Here is an 18,325-nt window from a genome sequence, read left to right on the forward strand (position 1 = left end):
TCAAAGTTATATAAAATTTTATTGCCTAACTTCAGTTCTTCCCCCTTAATCTCTAATGAAATTTTAAAGTGCCGCTGTTAATATTGTCTATTGTCTACCTCCTAAATAATAAAGTAGTTCTAATGGCAGCTAGTTATTCTCTTGATGATTTACGTTACTTTTGCACCATAGTAAAACTAGGTAGCTTTAAAAAAGCATCCATAAACCTTGGTATGTCACTATCAACTTTAAGCCGTAGAATACGTTTATTAGAGCAAGCTCTGCAATTAACGTTACTAAATCGAGATGCTCATCGGGTAACACTTACGCATACTGGCGAATTATATTACGACCGCTATCGCAAGTTATTTGACGAAGTAGAGTGTATTGAGCAAGCTCTTTGTGATGAGAAAGACCAACCTAAAGGAAAAATTAGGATCTCTGCACCCATTTACATGGGTAAACACTTTTTAAGTGCTATTTTTTGTGAATTTTTACTGCAATATCCCGATATTCAATTAGATTTACGCTTTTCAAATAATCTTATTGATATTGAAAAAGAAGGGATTGATATCGCGTTTAGAGTAAGAAACCCAGCCATTGATAACTGGGTTATTAGAGAACTTAAGCTTACTCATAACCTGCTATGTGCTCACCAAAATTATGCTCATCATCCCATCACTCATCCGGAGCAATTAGAAGAACACCCAAAAGTTACGTGCGTTGGGTTAGTTCCGTGGCAATTAAAAAATCAGCAAACGAGTGAAGAATACAATTTTAATCCAAACACGCATGTCCGGTTAGAAGTTGATGAAATTCAAATGATGAAACAAGCCGTTGAGTCTGGTGTGGGCATTAGCTACATTCCTGATTATATAGCATTGCCTCTTATTAAAGCCACAAAGCTTAAACGTATTCTTCCTGACTGGCAAAGTGAAGGGCAGCCATTTTCTATGCTTTATCGCGACAGAAAACAAGTACCTTATCGGGTACGACTATTAATAGAGCATACATTGCAACACTTCAACGAAAAGTAGCAATGTATGCTTTTAAAAAGAAAGCTTTAAACGTTTAAAAACTAAGCCTAAGTACAATTACACCTAAAAATGCTGTTGCTAATCCTATCACTTCTTGGCGTGTAAAAGACTCTTTTAGGATGATGCGTGAGTACAATAAAATAATTAAAATGTTCATCCCTGAAATTGCCGAAACGAGCCCTGTATTACCAATTGCAAAAGCCGATATTATTGCCACCATACCTGCCACGTTTGTTAATCCAATCAGTAACCCGCATGAAAATGTTTTACTCGCAGACCAATACCCTTGAGAAGTGCCTTGCTCTGCTAGCATTTTTTTACGCTTTACTAACCAACTAACAGCAAAAAGAAAACTACCAAAACCAAACATAGACGTTAGCGTTGCAAACGTATCGGCCTCAAGAAGTGTTGATTGCTTACCCATTAAATCATTAAATGCAAAGGCAAGTGCAGCGAGTAATCCCCATTGCGCACCTTGTAGGTTGTTCAACGAAATATCGCTTGAATAACGAATGATATAAAGGCCACCAAAAATAATGAAAAAGCCAATTAATTGAATTGTTGTTAAGGTCTCCTGCCACAATAAAAAAGCAAATAAAAGGACAAACAAAGGCGTCAATCCCGATAAAATACTAATTAAAGACGCTTTACCAACAGAAAACCCCTTATGCAACAAGCCATTAGCAGCAAAAGAGCCAAAACCTAACGCTAGCCCAACCGTAATGTCTGCCCAGCCATACCATGTATGTTCAAATACCACTGTACCTAGCGCACTAATAACAAATCCTACAAAAAATACACCGAATAATAGTAAGTTACGGTTAATTTTTTTCTGCGACGTCCATTGATACAACACTCCTCGAGCACCAAAAAAAACGGTTGCGAGTAATGCAAAAATTATCCACATACAAAAATGATTCCTTTAAAAAGTAATGGGGTAAAAGTGAGGAGCGATTTAACAACACGTGTTAAGTACGAATATCCATTATATTCGCTTTTAAAATTTTATAAATAAGCATTAATGATAAGATAAATTCCATAAATGGTATCTAAAAAATAGCAGATGAAGATATAACTGCTCAGCGTCACTCTATTTAATAAAATAGCTTTGAGCAGTTACTAGAGTGGGTCCTAACTGACCTTTTTGAACGGATTACGGGTATCTTGGTGCGCGTCTAGATTACGCATTAAAATAGCGTGATCTAAGTTAATGCCCTTATCTAGCGGGATTTTTACAATGTGACCAGAACCTTTAGCATCGCTAATACTTTCACCTCTTTTGTTTTCCATATATTCAAGCGTAAAAGTAATGTTGCCTTGTGGTGTCATAAGCTCTAAAGAGTGACCAGTACAAAATTTATTTTTAACGTCTATTTCAACTAATCCATTTTCGCAGCGCCCAAGTACTTCACCCACAAATTGCTGTTTAGTTGATACAGAGTGACCGTATTCATAGTTTTGATAATCTTGGTGAGCATGGCGTTTTAAAAAGCCTTCGGTATAACCACGATGCGCCAAGTTTTCTAATGTTTTAAATAAGCTAGTATCAAATGGTTTACCCGAAGCCGCATCGTCTATTGCTTTACGATAAACTTGTGCAGTGCGCGCCACATAATAAAATGACTTAGTACGCCCTTCTATTTTTAAACTATGTACCCCCATTTTTGTTAACTGCTCTACGTATTGCACAGCGCGTAAATCTTTGGAATTCATAATATACGTGCCGTGTTCATCCTCAAACGCAGGCATATACTCACCAGGGCGACCTTGTTCCTCTAGAATAAATACATCGTTGCTTGGCGCGCCTTCACCCAGTGTAGGAATCACCTGTTTGGGGTCAATTTTATGTACCATTTCGCCATTTTCGTTCTCAACACCAGGTTTTACATCGTAATCCCAGCGACATGCATTAGTACACGTGCCTTGATTTGGATCGCGCTTATTTATGTAACCAGAGAGCAAGCAACGCCCCGAATACGCCATACACAGTGCGCCATGTACAAATACTTCAAGTTCGGTGTCTGGGCAGAGTGTACGTATTTCGGTTATTTCTTCGAGCGACAGCTCTCTTGATAAAATAACCCGTTCAATTCCCTGCTTTGCCCAAAATTGTACACTCGCGTAATTTACCGCATTTGCCTGTACTGATAAGTGGATTGGCATGGCAGGCCATTTTTCACGAACAAGCATAATTAAACCAGGGTCTGACATAATCAGCGCATCGGGCTTCATCGCAATAACAGGCTTTATATCACGTAGATACGATTTAACTTTAGCGTTATGCGGCGCAATATTAGACACCACATAAAACTTTTTATTTTGCGCATGCGCCTCACTAATGCCTATTTGCAGGGTCTCTAGGTCAAACTCATTATTACGCACACGCAAACTATAACGAGGCTGCCCCGCATAAACCGCATCTGCGCCATAAGCAAACGCGTAGCGCATGTTTTTTAAACTGCCTGCGGGGCATAATAATTCAGGAATAAAAGGCATTGAAGAAATAACGGGTAACATGTGCGCTCCATACATCGAACTGGGTTTAAACCAGTTGCATGAGTTTTACCAATTTGATTGAAAAATTAAGCATTAATCCAGTGAAATTGGTGTTATTGAAAAATACATAAACACAAGCGCAGCAGTATAAATATGGCTAATAATTTAAATTTGATCGAGATCATAAAACAGCAATCAAACTGGTTTTTAATAAAATTAGGATTTTTCACTTAAAACGCGTATAATTCGCGCCCGTTAATATTCACACTTTTACTTAAAATTATTGGAGCATAAAGATGGCTTTAGAGCGTACTTTCTCAATCGTAAAACCTGATGCAGTTGCTAAAAACCACATTGGCGCTATCTACAACCGTTTCGAAACTGCTGGCCTTAAAATCGTTGCAGCTAAAATGGTTCACCTTTCACAAGAGAAAGCTGAAGGTTTCTACGCAGAACATAGCGAACGTCCTTTCTTTGGCGCTTTAGTATCTTTCATGACATCTGGTCCAGTAATGGTTACAGTTCTTGAAGGCGAAAACGCTGTTCTTAAAAACCGTGAAATCATGGGTGCTACTAACCCTGCTGAAGCACTAGCTGGCACTTTACGTGCAGACTACGCTGATAGCATCGACGAAAACGCTGTTCACGGTTCTGATGCTGTTGAATCTGCTGCTCGCGAAATCGCGTACTTCTTCGCTGACGAAGAGCTTTGTTCACGTACTCGTTAATTCGAATTCGTTAACAAAATGAAAAGGGCTTTCGGGCCCTTTTTTAGTCATTACGCAAAGTATCCATAAGTGCATTTTTTGATATTTTACTTAATGATTAAAGTGAGTGAATTGTGTACAATTCGTCCTCGTAAATTTTTATCTCCACCGTCACCGATTGAGGTTGTTTCATGACCGAGCAAAAAAAGATTAACTTATTAGATTTAAACCGAGATGCAATGCGCGAGCTATTTGCATCGTTCGGTGAAAAGCCGTTTCGTAGTGACCAGGTGATGAAATGGATTTATCATTTTGGCGTAGATAACTTCGACGAAATGACTAACGTAAATAAAAAGCTTAAAGAAAAGCTTAAAGCTGAGTGCGAAATTGTAGCGCCAGAAATAACAGTTCGCCAACAAGCAAGCGACGGCACTATTAAGTACGCGCTTATTCTTGAAGGCGGCCAAGAAGTAGAAGCTGTTTGGATCCCTGAAAAAGAGCGCGCTACGTTATGTGTATCATCACAAGTGGGTTGTGCGCTTGAATGTACTTTTTGTTCTACTGCTCAACAAGGCTTTAACCGCAACTTAAAAGTATCTGAAATTATTGGCCAAGTTTGGCGTGTAGCTAAAGATATAGGCCTTGATGGTCATAGCGAAAAGCGCCCAGTGACTAATGTTGTAATGATGGGTATGGGCGAGCCTTTACTTAATCTTAAAAACGTAGTGCCAGCAATGGAACTAATGATGGACGATTGGGGCTTTGGTTTATCTAAGCGCCGCGTAACATTAAGTACTTCAGGCGTTGTACCAGCTCTTGATTTACTAAAAGAAAAAATTGACGTAGCACTGGCTATATCACTTCACGCACCAGATAACGCACTGCGTGATATTTTAGTGCCCGTTAATAAAAAGTACCCTATTGAAGAGTTTTTAGCGGCGTGTCGTCGTTATATCGACGGTTCAAAAGCTAATAAAGACGTAACTGTTGAATACGTTATGCTTAATGGCATTAACGACAGCACTGACCAAGCGCATGCATTAGTACAAACGTTAAAAGGCACACCGTCTAAGGTAAACCTTATTCCGTTTAACCCGTTCCCGGGTAACGAGTACACACGCTCAAGTAATAGCCGTATCGACCGTTTTTCAAAAGTACTACAAGCTGCAGGTGTAACCTGTATTGTGCGCCGTACTCGCGGTGATGATATTGACGCAGCTTGCGGTCAGTTAGTCGGTGACGTAGTTGACCGTACTAAACGCTTAGCTAAAAAGAAAATCCGTGACGATAACGCGATTGCCGTTAATATCCACCAAGCATAATCTGTAACAGCCTTATATGAATAAGCCATATAAGGCTGTTAAGTTGTTTATTTTTAAATAAATGATGCAAGAGTAAAGCTTTTAGGTAAGATAGGCGACATGGACTAAAAATAAAGAGATAAGGTAATGCGATCTATACTTGCTATAACACTATCAACACTTGCCCTAAGTGGCTGTGTGAGCGAAAGTAGTTATAACGGCAGTAATAAACCCGTCGTCGAAAATAAAGTTAATAATACTGGTGCAGCACGAACACGAATTGCTTTAGCCCTACAGTATTTAAAAACGGGTAATAATTCTCAAGCCAAATACAATTTAGAACGTGCAGCAGCATTTGCTCCTGACCTACCTGAAGTACATTACTCTCTTGCTTATTACTACCAACAAGTGGGCGAAAACCCGCTAGCTGATAAAGCCTACCAAAAAGCACTTGAAATCAAGCCAGACGATCCTAACACCCTCAATAACTACGGTGTGTTTTTATGTGGTATTGATGAATACGATCGTGCAACTGATCAATTTTTAAAAGCTATTGAAGTACCAAGTTATATTCGCGTTGCCGAAAGCTACGAAAATTTAGCCTTGTGTGCTATTGAATTTGATGATTTTGAAAATGCAGAAAGCTACTTTCAACAGGCACTTAATCACAGCTCTCAGCGTACATCTACATTAATTAGCTTAGCCGCACTGTATTACGCAAAAAGTGACTTATACAAAGCCAGTGAACTTTTAAAACGCTATGAAAGTACGGGCCGAGTATCTTCTCGCGCATTAATGCTTAGCTATCTTGTAAAAAACCGAATGGGCAGAATTGAAGAAGCTGAAAAAATTTCCAACACTATTTTGCAAACTTACTCTACCAGCAACGAAGCCTATGCGTTAAAAGAGAAAAGAACACGTTTTAATGAGTTTGAAATACTGCGAGAAAAATACCGTAAAGCGCAGTTAAAAGAACTAAAAAATGACGCAAGCGGCACGCACGTTAGTTCAAAACCAAAAATAAAAGTTATTAGAAAGAAACGTTCGCCAGAGGACGGTTCAACAAGCTTGGTAACAAACAACGAGCAAAAAACAGATAAAAAGCTCGCAACAGCAAATAACCAAGATGTAAATCCAGTTATAGCAAGGGAAGAGCAAGCTCAAGCATTGCCAAATACGCTAAGTACGCAAGCCGACGAAGCCACCGTAATAGCAAAACAAGTAACAACCCAAAAAGAAGAAGCTCCTAAAGTCGTCGCACCAAGCAATCCTACCGATACATCGGCTGTTATGCTTGCACTTACTACTGAGCACGACTCTGCAGATTCTATAGTAGCAGCGCCTGAAAAAGCACAGCCCATTTTAGAACCTAAAAAAGAAGTTATAGCGACAAAACAACCGGTTAAAGCCGATGACGAGGTAACAATAATCTCGTTTGGCGCGCCTAAAACAGGCCAGTTTAATTCGCAGCAAACTAGTAACTACAGTAATTCTGCACCTGCAGTTACAAATCAAAAAAACAGTAGCGACGTGGTATTCTACGAAGCGACTAAAAACACAACCGTTTTTGAAAACAGCAACTATCAAAATAATGCTGATATTGAATTTAAAAGCTACGAAGCAGTGCAAAAAACTGAGCTTCCAATGCTTAATCCTAAAGTATCGCCTTTACGCGTGCCATTTCATGTAATTGCTGTTGGCGAAAACCTATTTAGCATTTCGGTGCGATACAATGTTAAACTACAAAAACTCCTGCAATGGAATGGTTTAAAAGAGTCGGATCGGGTAATGAATGGAAGTAAAATATACCTAAACGATCCTAATATTTATTACGAAATTAAAGCTGGTGATTCCCTTTACGATATAGCTACCCAGCGGCATGTATTAATTGATGAATTAATGCGATGGAATAAATTAAGTCCTGATATAGCATTAAAACCAGGGCACAGACTTTTACTAGTGGATCCAGACTCATACACATTATGAATGAAGAAAATACGCAAACACAGAGCGAACAGCCAACTGTAGGCCAAATACTAAAAAATCACAGAGAGCAAGCAAACGTTAGCATCGCAACTATTGCTGCACCGTTAAAGCTGTCTGAACTTCAAATTAAACGCCTTGAAAATGATGAATTTGCGTTACTAGGCCCTATCACTTTTGTTAAAGGCTATATAAAAAATTATTGCCGTGAATTAAAAGTCGATAGCGCACCTATATTAGCAATGATGCCGGCCCCACCAGAGCCGACCAAGCCCGCTAATATGCAAAGCTTTTCGCGCCGAACAGAAAAAGAAGCAAGCGACAGCCGTTTAATGTTTTTTAGTTATTTAATTTTAGCGATTGTTATTGGCTCATCTGCTTTATGGTTTTGGCAAAACGCCACCCCCATTGAAGAGCAAACCAGTAAAATAAACGTTGCCAACTCAATAATGAGTGAACGACAAGCAGCTCAACCCAGTATTTTACAGCAACAGCAACAAGCCGAAATTAACGACGAATCACTATTAGAATCAAAAGATACGCTTGAAACATCAACAAGCTCAGAAGCCGTTACAGAAACGGCTCCTATTACATCTAACAACGAAAGCCAAGAAGATGCTAGCAGTACAATTGTTATGAACTTTAACGGCGAAAGTTGGGTTGAAATTTACGATGGCGAAGGCGAAAAAATAGCATTCGGCGTTAAAAAAGCAGGCTACATCATGACCGTAAGCGGAACGCCTCCTTTTTCAGTTGTGCTTGGTAAGCATGACGCTGTAGACATTACTTTAAACGGCGAACCTGTAGATGTTTCTGCATTTCCTAAAAACCGTTTAGCCAAATTTACATTACCACTAGCAGAGTAGTCGCTATGTTTTCAGAATCCCCAATTAAACGCAGAAAATCCACCCGTATCAATGTAGGTAACGTCCCTATTGGTGACGGCGCCCCTATTGCTGTGCAATCAATGACCAACACCGACACCATGGATGTTGATGCAACCGTTGCACAAATTCAGGCAATACAAGATGCAGGTGCCGACATAGTGCGTGTATCAGTACCGACTATGGACGCAGCTGAAGCGTTTAAAAGTATTAAAGAACAAGTGACTATTCCGCTAGTAGCCGATATTCACTTTGATTACCGTATAGCCTTAAAAGTGGCAAAGTACGGCGTAGATTGTCTGCGCATAAACCCAGGTAATATAGGTAGCGAAGAGCGTATAAGAGCTGTGGTCGATTCAGCTCGCGAGCATAACATTCCTATTCGTATTGGTGTAAATGGCGGCTCACTTGAGCGCGACTTACAAGAAAAATATGGCGAGCCTACACCTGAAGCCTTATTAGAATCAGCAATGCGCCATGTAGATATATTACGCCGCCTTGATTTTGACCAATTTAAAATATCGGTAAAAGCATCAGACGTATTTTTAGCGGTAGGCGCCTATCGCTTGCTCGCTAAAGAAATAGACCAACCACTGCATTTAGGTATTACCGAAGCGGGCGGCATGCGCTCAGGCTCGGTTAAATCAGCCGTAGGTTTAGGTATGCTACTTGCCGAAGGTATTGGCGATACACTGCGAGTGTCGCTTGCAGCTGACCCTGTTCAAGAAATTAAAGTAGGTTTTGATATTTTAAAATCGCTGCGCATACGTTCGCGCGGTATTAACTTTATTGCCTGCCCAAGCTGTTCTCGTCAAGAGTTTGATGTAGTAAGCACCATGAACCAGCTAGAAGAGCGCCTTGAAGATATTATTGAGCCTGTATCGGTTTCGGTAATTGGTTGTGTTGTAAACGGCCCAGGTGAAGCCCTTGTGAGTGATATTGGCCTTGCCGGTGCAAACCGTCGCTCAGGTTTATACATTAATGGTGAGCGCCAAAAAGCACGTATTGACAACAACAATATTGTTGACCAGCTCGAAGGCTACGTGCGCGACTTTATTGCTCAAAAAGAGCAGCAAACACCTATCGATATTAAAATAGTCGAATAAATACCGTATAAAGCGCCAAACAGCGGTGTTTGGCGTTTACCTTTATGACCAGAACGCTATAATAGCGGGTCAATTTTTAGCACTCTTGTTGTGTAAGCATTTTTTATTACACATAAACAGCATTTAGGATTTATCAGTGGCAAAACAAATTCAGGCAGTTCGCGGTATGAACGATTGTCTGCCGGGCGATACACAAGTTTGGCAGAAAGTAGAAAGCATTTTACGCGAGACAGTAGCATCGTTCGGTTATCAAGAAATTCGTTTTCCTATTGTAGAATCAACCGACTTATTCAAACGCTCTATTGGTGAAGTTACCGATATAGTAGAAAAAGAAATGTACACCTTTGCCGATCGCAATGGCGACTTATTAACACTTCGCCCAGAAGGCACCGCAGTATGCGTACGTGCTGGCAACCAAAATGGCTTACTATATAACCAAGAACAACGCCTTTGGTACATGGGTCCAATGTTTCGTCACGAACGACCGCAAAAAGGTCGTTACCGTCAGTTTCACCAATTTGGTTTAGAAACATTTGGTATTGCCACAGCCGACATAGACGCAGAAGTTATTTTATTAACAGCGCAACTATGGGAAGCCTTTGGCATTACTGACCACGTTCGTTTAGAGCTAAATTCTTTAGGGTCTAACGAAGCGCGTGCAGATTACCGTGATGCGTTAGTAGCCTACCTTGAGCAACACATTGATGCGCTTGATGAAGACTCAAAACGTCGTATGTATTCAAATCCATTACGCGTACTTGATAGCAAAAACCCAGACGTACAAGCAATTTTAACTGATGCGCCTAAACTATCTGAAAACTTAGACGCTGAATCAAAAGAACATTTTGAAAATTTATGTGAACGTTTAGACGCTGCTGGCGTCTCATATACGGTTAATGAAAAGTTAGTACGTGGTTTAGACTACTACAACCGTACCGTATTTGAATGGGTAACCGACAGCTTAGGCGCACAAGGCACAGTATGTGCTGGTGGTCGTTACGACGGCTTAGTTGAACAGCTTGGCGGCAAAGCAACGCCAGCAGTTGGTTTTGCAATGGGTCTAGAGCGCTTAGTGTTATTACTACAAGCGCTTGAGTGTGTAGGTGACATTCGTCGTAATGCTGATGTATATTTAGCAGCAATGGGCGACAAAGCAAGCATTCAAGCTCCTGCAATTGCAGCGCAACTACGTAAAGACGTACCGGGTTTACGCGTTATGGTGCATGCGGGCGGCGGCAACTTTAAAAAACAATTAAAACGTGCTGATAAAAGCGATGCACTTGTTGCAGTGATTATTGGTGAAGATGAATTAGAAAAAGGCGTTGTGACCATCAAGTATTTACGCGAGCGTAAAGAACAAGTCACATTAGAATTAGAACAAGCTAAAGCGCTATTAGCTGAGCTTATTAACGGCTAAGCGAACATTAGAGGTAAGAATGGATATTTATTCAACAGAAGAACAACAAGCAGAAGCCATTAAACGCTTTTTCCGTGAAAACGGCATTTCACTTGCACTAGGTATACTTGTTGGCCTTGGTGGCTTATATGGCTGGAAAGCATATAACCAAAACCAAATTACTACCGCTGAAAAAGCATCAGATTCATATACAGCGCTTGTTGAAAGTGATGATGTATTATCTTCAGCTGATGCGTTTATTAGCGAAAATAAAGATACAAACTACGCAACACTTGCTGCATTTGTTGCTGCAAAAGACGCTGTAGAAGCAAAAAAATTAGACGTAGCAAGCGAAAAGCTAAGCTGGATAGTGTCTAATACTGAAAATACAGAATTAAAAGCAATTGCGATTACACGTTTAGCGCGAATTCAAATTGCACAAACTAACTATGACGATGCATTAACTACATTAAATGCACCATTACCTGAAGCATTCAATGCAAACGTTGCCGAGCTTAAAGGCGACATTTACACACAGCAAGGTAACAAAGATCAAGCACGTACTGCATACCAAGCAGCAATAGATGCGGGTGGATTAACAAGTAACCCACTATTACAAATTAAGTTAGATGACCTAGCAGTAACTAGCCCAGCGGCATAAGGTTTTAGGTATGAAAAAATTTACAACAGCAGCCCTTGCCCTATGTATGGCAACACTGATGGGTTGTTCATCAAGTGATGATGAAGATGAACTAGTACTTCCTGAAATTGTAAACCAATTTGAAACTGACGTTGTTTGGCAAGAATCTGTAGGTGATGGCGTAGAGCATTACTTTTCTCGTTTAACACCAGCTGTTTACAAAGATACTGTATATGTTGCTAGCCGCGAAGGCCAAGTAGAAGCGCTTTCGCTTACTAACGGCGATACCAAATGGGAAACCGATGTACGCCAAGATTTATCGTTTTGGCCATGGGCTGACAACGGTAACGCAAAATTATCAGGTGGTATTTTGCAAGCCTATGGTAAAATTTATATAGGTTCTGAACACGGCTTTATTATTGCCCTAGATCGCGAAACCGGTGAAGAAGTTTGGCGTAAGAATGTACCAGGCGAATCACTGTCTAAACCGACAGCAGGCGATGGCTTAATATTTGTAAATTTAGGCTCTGGTAAATTGTTAGCCCTTCACCCAGATACAGGCGAAGAGCGTTGGAGTTTTGAGCAAGAAGTTCCACCACTAACATTACGCGGACAAAGCTCGCCAACTGTTGCTAACGGTGGTGTATTAGTAGGCCTTGAAACAGGCAAGCTAAGCGTTTTAATTTCAGACAGTGGTTACTCAGCATGGAGCGCAGAAATTGCGGTTGCTAAAGGCGCATCAGAATTTGAACGCCTAGTTGACGTAGACACTCAACCACTTATTAGCGGTCCATACGCTTACGCTATAGCTTACAACGGCAACTTAGCTGCTGTAGATATTCGCTCTGGCAACGTAGTGTGGAAACGTGAGTACAGCAGCTACCGCGAAATTGCGATGGATGCACAAACAATTTATTTAGTAGATAGCGATGGTGTTATTTACGCATTAGATAAAAATTCAGGTATTGAACGTTGGAGCCAACCCGCTCTACGTGGTTGGTACCTAACAGGCCCTGCAGTTGCAGGTAGCCACTTAGCTTTAGGCGACCAAGAAGGTAACCTACATTGGCTAAATAAAGAAACTGGCGAGCTAGTATCTCGAGAAGACTTTGACAGCTCAGGCTTTTTTGTTGAGCCAGTTGTTGCCGACGATAAGCTAATTTTATACACCCGTGATGGTGAAGTTAGTATGGTAAAAATACCAAACTAACTGACTGCTATTAGTATAACCTGCTAATAGTTAATTGTTTTTTGTAAGGCTTCGCACTGCGAAGCCTTTTGTTGTTTTTTAAAGAGGTAGTTTATGCTTCCCGTGATCGCTCTAGTTGGGCGACCCAATGTGGGCAAGTCCACATTATTTAACCGTTTAACACGTACTCGTGATGCACTCGTAGCCGATTTTCCAGGTTTAACACGAGATAGAAAATATGGCCAAGCTAGTTACGATGGCTATGAATTTATCGTGGTAGACACGGGCGGTATTGATGGCTCAGAAGAAGGCATCGAAATCGAAATGGCAGATCAATCTCTGCTAGCCATTGAAGAAGCCGACATTGTTCTGTTTTTAGTAGATGCTCGTGTAGGTATGACCGTAGCTGACCAAGCCATTGCTAATCACTTGCGTAAACAAGAGAAAAAGTGCTTTGTTGTTGCCAATAAAACCGACGGCATTGATGCAGATTCAAACTGTGCTGAATTTTACCAATTATCATTAGGTGAAATACATCACATTGCAGCTGCACATGGCCGTGGTATTACCCTATTACTTGAACAAACACTTCAGCCGCTTATTGCTGAACTAGCTGCTCAAGATGAAGAAGTAACAGGTGATGACGAAGAACTAATCGACCTTTACGAAGAAGGCGAAGGTGATGATACCGATCATCAAGCGTTTTCAGACAAACCTGTAAAGCTTGCTATTATTGGTCGCCCTAACGTTGGTAAGTCAACACTTACAAACCGTATATTGGGTGAAGATCGTGTAATTGTATATGATATGCCAGGTACAACGCGCGATTCTATTTATATTCCAATGACGCGTAACGACAAAGAGTATGTGTTAATTGACACAGCCGGTGTTCGTAAGCGTAAAAAAGTAAGTGACGTAGTTGAAAAGTTCTCAGTAATTAAAACATTACAAGCAATCGAAGATTGTAACGTGGTTTTACTTGTTGTGGATGCGCGCGATGGTATTTCTGATCAAGACTTAAGCTTATTAGGTTTTGCGCTTAACTCAGGTCGTTCGCTGGTTATTGCCGTTAATAAATGGGATGGCCTTGACGACTACGTAAAAGATCGTATTAAAACAGAGCTTGATCGCCGTTTAGGCTTTATTGACTTTGCACGCTTACACTTTATATCTGCACTTCACGGTACAGGTGTTGGTCATTTGTTTGAATCGGTTGATGAAGCGTACGAGTCAGCAACTAAGCGTATTAGCACCGCAATGCTTCGCCGTATTATGGACATGGCTCAAGCCGATCACCAGCCGCCACTTGTTCGTGGTCGTCGTGTTAAGCTTAAATATGCGCATGCCGGTGGTTATAACCCGCCACGTATTGTAATTCATGGTAACCAAGTTCACGATTTACCAGATAGCTACAAACGCTACCTGATGAACTACTACCGTAAAGCACTTAAAATTATGGGCACCCCAATCAAAATTGAATTTAGAGAAGGTGATAACCCATTTGCAGGGCGTACTAACAAAGTAACGCTTTCGCAAAAACGTAAAATACGTGCATTTGCAAAAGAAAACCGTAATAAATAAACTGCATAAGCGTTAATCTATTACAAAAAAACGGCGTACTTTTTAGTACGCCGTTTTTTATTACTGAAAATTAAGTAATGCTAATTGCACCAGCCGTTCAACTGTGGTGTCTTGAACATTTTTAGGCGCTTTGGGGTAATACTTTGATTTTGGCGACTTAATAGTTATAAACCCATGATTGGTGGCCATTTCGTGGGCTAACAGCTTTCGCTCTCGGGGGGTTAAATGGTTTTCGTGTATTTTTGCCAGCTCGCCGCTATCAAGCCATATGCCTGCACAACCAGGGCATTCGTCTATCTCAACCACTTTGAGCGGCGAAAAATACCGGCGCATCATCACAATACTTGGGCACTTTGGGCAATTTACTCGCGATGAGACTTCGCCCTCACCTTCAATGTAATTACTCAAATACTTAAGTAAAACCTGAGCATGCTTTAGCTCTGGTGAGCTAAATTTAAAAATTTGGCTGTTATCAAAAAATACGCCGCCTTGCGCTGACGTAAAAACAGTAATCCCGCCAACAAGTAAAGGTTCAAGTGGCGTATTACTACGAGGACAATACATTTAAAATTCCTTTTTATTTATTTTCTTTTACTCAAGTGCTTTATGAATAAGCCCAACAAGGGGCTCTGGCAATGTAATATTACCTGCAAGTACAAACTCATGCGCTTCATCTGACATTTTTTGCCATGTACGGCGAATAATACCAATCCATTTTTCTTCATTGTAATCTGGTTTTGCATTGGCAAATCCAAGCATATAATGTTCAATAAATACAAGGCTTGCTACATCTTCTACTAATTGGCTGTCTGGGTTACGTTTAATATTCTTTTTAGCGACCGCATCGTACACTCGGTTTTGCTCAGCTTCACCGTAACCAGCTTGCTTCATGAGCGCAACCACGCTGCTAGCATGAAATATATAAAGTGCACTGCGCCACTGATGATAGCCCTGTTTGTTCATTTCAAAATCACTACGTGGCGACTTCCAACGCTGAATATGCTGTGCACGCACTGCAATTTGCATGAGTTCATCGGCATCTGGTTTAAAACGAGTTAACATTTCGCTCATGCGCAAGGCGTATAAACTTTCTTTTGGAAAGCTTTGTCCATTGTGCTGCTCAGTATTTGGGTCTTGGTTGTTTGCTTCATCAATTAAGGTAATTACTTTATTAAACATGACGGTCATTTTTTATAATAAGTTTTAGTCATTCTAAACGCTGATAAAACAATAAACTAGTACGCCAATCAGTTACGCAGTGAAATTTGTTCAATCAAAAAGTAAAACCAAAAGGTACTAGTTATAAAAGTAAGCGCATTGATTAAGTTAACTTGGTACTATATTGAGCACAAATTAAAATAAAAAAGCGCGATAAATAATAACAAACTCGCCAATAACGGATGACTATGTTTAAAAAAAGTATTCTAGCTATATGCTTAGCGGTTGCATCGCTACCGAGCTTAGCCGACAGTAACACTGATTTAAAAACCATTATTGATAACCACTGGCAAAACGCTAAAGCTGAAAAAATATTTTTTCGTACCGATCCAGATGGCTGGAAGCCAAACGGTACATTGCCAAATTGGAGCGAGCAAGCCATTGCAAAGCGCCAAGCTTATAACAACAGCGTACTAAAAAGCTTAGCCAGCATTGACCCAAAAACGCTCAACAACGAGCAGCTAATGAACTACCGCTTATTTAAATATGAGCGAGAAACAGAGCAGCAAAGCTACCTTTATCAAGATAAGTATTTTCCGGTTAATTTTTTAAGTGGCTGGCATACTTATTTTGCCGAAGCCCCCGCTAACATGGCATTTTTAACACCCGACGATTACAACGCATTTTTAATCAGCCTTGCCGACTACCCGCGCTTTAATCAGCAAAATATTGATTTAATGAAAGAAGGTATAAAAACAGGCTTTACTCATTACTGCAAAACCTTTGAAAATTACAGCCAAAGCATTAGCGCGCATATTGTTAAGCAACCTGAAAAAAGTGCCCTTTACGAGCCCTTTACACGTATACCAAACACGTTTACAGCAGAGCAAAAAGCCACATACCAAAATAAAGCAAAGGCCTTAATCAGCTCAAAAGTAGTCCCTGCTTATCAGCATTTTTACGACTTTTTTGAAAACGATTACATGCCTAACTGTAGAGCACAGCCGGGTATTGCAAGCGTTAAAGGCGGGCTTGATTATTACAAATACACAGTTAATTACTACACCACAACCAATGCCACACCAAAGAAAATACACGAACTAGGCTTAAAAGAAGTCGCGCGTATTAAAGCGCAGATGCAAAACATTATTGATAAAGTAGGTTTTGATGGCACATACAGCGATTTTTTAGAATTTTTAGCAACCGATGAGCAATTTTACGCAGCAGACGCGCAAGACTTGCTAGAAAAAACCGCTTTTATTACGCAAAAAATGTATGGCAAGTTACCAACCTACTTTAATCATTTACCGCGTAACACCTTTACAATAAAAGGCTCAGCGAGTCGCGGCGCGTTTTATATGCCACCTGCTGATAACCGATCCCCCGGCACTTATTTTTTAGCCTCAACACCTAAACTACAGCCTTTGTATAATTTAGAAGCACTTAGCTTACATGAGGCAATACCAGGGCATCATTTACAAAACGCTATTGCAATGGAGTTAGATGTACCCCAGTTTAGACGCACACTTAGCCACTCAGCATTTGGCGAAGGCTGGGCACTTTACACCGAACGCTTAGGTAAAGAAGCCGGCTTTTATCAAAGCCCGTACAGCGACTTTGGTCGTTTAGGCTACGAAATGTGGCGTGCAGTGAGGCTTGTTGTTGATACCGGTATTCATGCCTTTGGTTGGAGCCGCCAAAAGGCTATTGACTACTTGGCAGATCACACTGCTTTGCCACAAAGTGCGGTGGAGGATCAAATAGATCGTTATATATCATGGCCAGGCCAAGCGCTTTCGTACAAAATGGGCGAAATAAAAATACGCGAACTGCGCGCAAAAGCTGAAAAAGAACTCGGGGCTAAGTTTGATATTCGCAGCTTTCACGACACCGTTATCGGCCAAGGGTCACTCCCTATGGAAGTATTAGAAGACGTAATAAACGATTGGATAGAAAAACAAAAATCGGATATTTAACATTCAAGGAGGCGGTATTATTTGCCGCCTCTTTCTAAATGGACTTTTTAATGAAACAACTACTTATTTTTATGTTACTCATTTTATTTAGCAGCCAAGCGAATGCTTTTTGTTTAGACGCACCAAACTACATAGAGGGCGTAAAATATGGCGTTTGTGGGGAGCAAACAGATTCAATTTCCCTTACGCCTTATTTTATTATATGGATGCTTTTAAACGTGTTATTCGGACAGACTCTTAATAAACCAAATATACACGTAGGTTTTAAATATTTACTTTTTCTCTGTGCATTCCCACTCAGCCCGCTAGTGCTTTTAATGAATTTAGCCGGAATAATGGTATCTCGGCTTTATAAAAAACACTTAAATACGACAGAAAATAAAACCCAACCTAACCCTGATTATGCAAAATCCGTCATTGATAAAACTAGGGTGAATCAACTAACAATTGGCGAGTACACTTTTGACAGTCTGCAGCAGTCTTTAATTAAAGAAGATAACCTCTACACATTAGAGCCCAAATGCATGCAGGTACTTAGCTATTTAATAGAGCAACAACCAAGAATAGTTAGCCTTGAAGAGTTACACAATAATGTATGGGAGAATCAAATAGTAACCGACACCGCAGTTAGACGAGTTATTAGCAAACTACGTGTGGCCCTCAATGACAACGACACAAAAAACCCCAAATATATAAAGTCTGTAATGAAGCGAGGTTATCAGCTTATAGCTGAAGTAAAAACACAACCTATTGAATAATAATGACTTATAAAAGTTATAACCAAGGTAATACCATGGTTATAACTTTATAATAACTAGGGGCTGTTGATCTTTGTAGTACATATATCAATCAGCCCACATTGGTAGCCACATCATAGTAAATGCTAAAGCGA

Annotated in this window: 16 protein-coding genes; 12 read left to right on the forward strand and 4 right to left on the reverse strand. The window is 40.3% G+C overall.

The genetic code is table 11. The annotated features are described in order from the left end of the window. Nucleotides 1-122 precede the first annotated feature (122 nt). Nucleotides 123-1,016: a LysR family transcriptional regulator gene (locus I6E69_RS19245; RefSeq protein WP_197121972.1), complete on the forward strand. Its 894-nt coding sequence runs from the start codon at nucleotides 123-125 to the stop codon at nucleotides 1,014-1,016. A gap of 34 nt (nucleotides 1,017-1,050) precedes the next feature. Here I6E69_RS19245 and I6E69_RS19250 read toward each other — a convergent pair whose 3' ends face one another. Both I6E69_RS19250 and yegQ read right to left on the reverse strand, forming a co-directional pair. Further along, a complete protein-coding gene (locus I6E69_RS19250) occupies nucleotides 1,051-1,923 on the reverse strand; it encodes an EamA family transporter (RefSeq protein ID WP_002961284.1) in 873 nt (290 codons plus the stop codon). Between the two features lie 224 nt (nucleotides 1,924-2,147). Then, a complete protein-coding gene (gene yegQ / locus I6E69_RS19255) occupies nucleotides 2,148-3,533 on the reverse strand; it encodes a tRNA 5-hydroxyuridine modification protein YegQ (RefSeq protein WP_197121974.1) in 1,386 nt (461 codons plus the stop codon). A gap of 275 nt (nucleotides 3,534-3,808) precedes the next feature. Here yegQ and ndk point away from each other — a divergent pair, with 275 nt between their 5' ends. From ndk to der, 9 genes are all read left to right on the forward strand, one after another. Next, complete coding sequence (ndk, locus tag I6E69_RS19260) at nucleotides 3,809-4,240, forward strand: nucleoside-diphosphate kinase (protein WP_002961288.1); 432 nt, start codon at nucleotides 3,809-3,811, stop codon at nucleotides 4,238-4,240. Between the two features lie 170 nt (nucleotides 4,241-4,410). Continuing rightward, nucleotides 4,411-5,541, forward strand: a complete 1,131-nt coding sequence (locus I6E69_RS19265) for a bifunctional tRNA (adenosine(37)-C2)-methyltransferase TrmG/ribosomal RNA large subunit methyltransferase RlmN (RefSeq protein ID WP_002961289.1) — start codon at nucleotides 4,411-4,413, stop codon at nucleotides 5,539-5,541. Between the two features lie 126 nt (nucleotides 5,542-5,667). Further along, nucleotides 5,668-7,506, forward strand: a complete 1,839-nt coding sequence (gene pilW, locus I6E69_RS19270) for a type IV pilus biogenesis/stability protein PilW (RefSeq protein WP_197121976.1) — start codon at nucleotides 5,668-5,670, stop codon at nucleotides 7,504-7,506. After that, nucleotides 7,503-8,369, forward strand: coding sequence for a RodZ domain-containing protein (locus tag I6E69_RS19275; RefSeq protein WP_002961292.1), 867 nt, complete (start codon nucleotides 7,503-7,505; stop codon nucleotides 8,367-8,369). Before pilW ends, I6E69_RS19275 begins: the two co-directional genes overlap by 4 nt. 5 nt (nucleotides 8,370-8,374) lie before the next feature. After that, nucleotides 8,375-9,493, forward strand: a complete 1,119-nt coding sequence (gene ispG, locus I6E69_RS19280; protein ID WP_002961295.1) for a flavodoxin-dependent (E)-4-hydroxy-3-methylbut-2-enyl-diphosphate synthase — start codon at nucleotides 8,375-8,377, stop codon at nucleotides 9,491-9,493. A 136-nt stretch (nucleotides 9,494-9,629) separates the two neighbouring features. Further along, a complete protein-coding gene (gene hisS, locus I6E69_RS19285) occupies nucleotides 9,630-10,910 on the forward strand; it encodes a histidine--tRNA ligase (protein ID WP_197121978.1) in 1,281 nt (426 codons plus the stop codon). A 19-nt stretch (nucleotides 10,911-10,929) separates the two neighbouring features. Next, nucleotides 10,930-11,550, forward strand: a complete 621-nt coding sequence (locus tag I6E69_RS19290; RefSeq protein ID WP_002961300.1) for a tetratricopeptide repeat protein — start codon at nucleotides 10,930-10,932, stop codon at nucleotides 11,548-11,550. A gap of 10 nt (nucleotides 11,551-11,560) precedes the next feature. Then, the gene (gene bamB / locus I6E69_RS19295) at nucleotides 11,561-12,739 is read left to right on the forward strand and encodes an outer membrane protein assembly factor BamB (RefSeq protein ID WP_002961301.1); all 1,179 of its coding nucleotides are present in this window, start codon (nucleotides 11,561-11,563) and stop codon (nucleotides 12,737-12,739) included. 93 nt (nucleotides 12,740-12,832) lie between these two features. Next, nucleotides 12,833-14,299 (forward strand): ribosome biogenesis GTPase Der, encoded by a 1,467-nt coding sequence (der, locus tag I6E69_RS19300; RefSeq protein WP_197121980.1) that lies wholly within the window; start codon nucleotides 12,833-12,835, stop codon nucleotides 14,297-14,299. 60 nt (nucleotides 14,300-14,359) lie between these two features. On the opposite strand, the gene I6E69_RS19305 is transcribed toward der, so the two are convergent. Together I6E69_RS19305 and I6E69_RS19310 are read right to left on the reverse strand one after the other, a co-directional pair. Then, nucleotides 14,360-14,863 (reverse strand): zf-TFIIB domain-containing protein, encoded by a 504-nt coding sequence (locus tag I6E69_RS19305; RefSeq protein ID WP_197121982.1) that lies wholly within the window; start codon nucleotides 14,861-14,863, stop codon nucleotides 14,360-14,362. Between the two features lie 27 nt (nucleotides 14,864-14,890). Beyond that, the gene (locus tag I6E69_RS19310) at nucleotides 14,891-15,478 is read right to left on the reverse strand and encodes a DUF4202 domain-containing protein (protein ID WP_197121983.1); all 588 of its coding nucleotides are present in this window, start codon (nucleotides 15,476-15,478) and stop codon (nucleotides 14,891-14,893) included. Between the two features lie 227 nt (nucleotides 15,479-15,705). Between I6E69_RS19310 and I6E69_RS19315 the strand changes: the two genes are divergently transcribed. Beyond that, nucleotides 15,706-17,433, forward strand: a complete 1,728-nt coding sequence (locus tag I6E69_RS19315) for a DUF885 family protein (protein WP_197121985.1) — start codon at nucleotides 15,706-15,708, stop codon at nucleotides 17,431-17,433. Nucleotides 17,434-17,483: 50 nt separating this feature from the next. Further along, nucleotides 17,484-18,191 carry a winged helix-turn-helix domain-containing protein gene (locus tag I6E69_RS19320; protein ID WP_197121988.1) on the forward strand — a complete coding sequence of 236 codons (708 nt, stop codon included), beginning with the start codon at nucleotides 17,484-17,486 and terminating at the stop codon, nucleotides 18,189-18,191. Nucleotides 18,192-18,325: the final 134 nt, after the last annotated feature.

This window comes from Pseudoalteromonas sp. NZS100 (assembly GCF_015864815.1).
GTDB lineage: Bacteria > Pseudomonadota > Gammaproteobacteria > Enterobacterales > Alteromonadaceae > Pseudoalteromonas > Pseudoalteromonas distincta.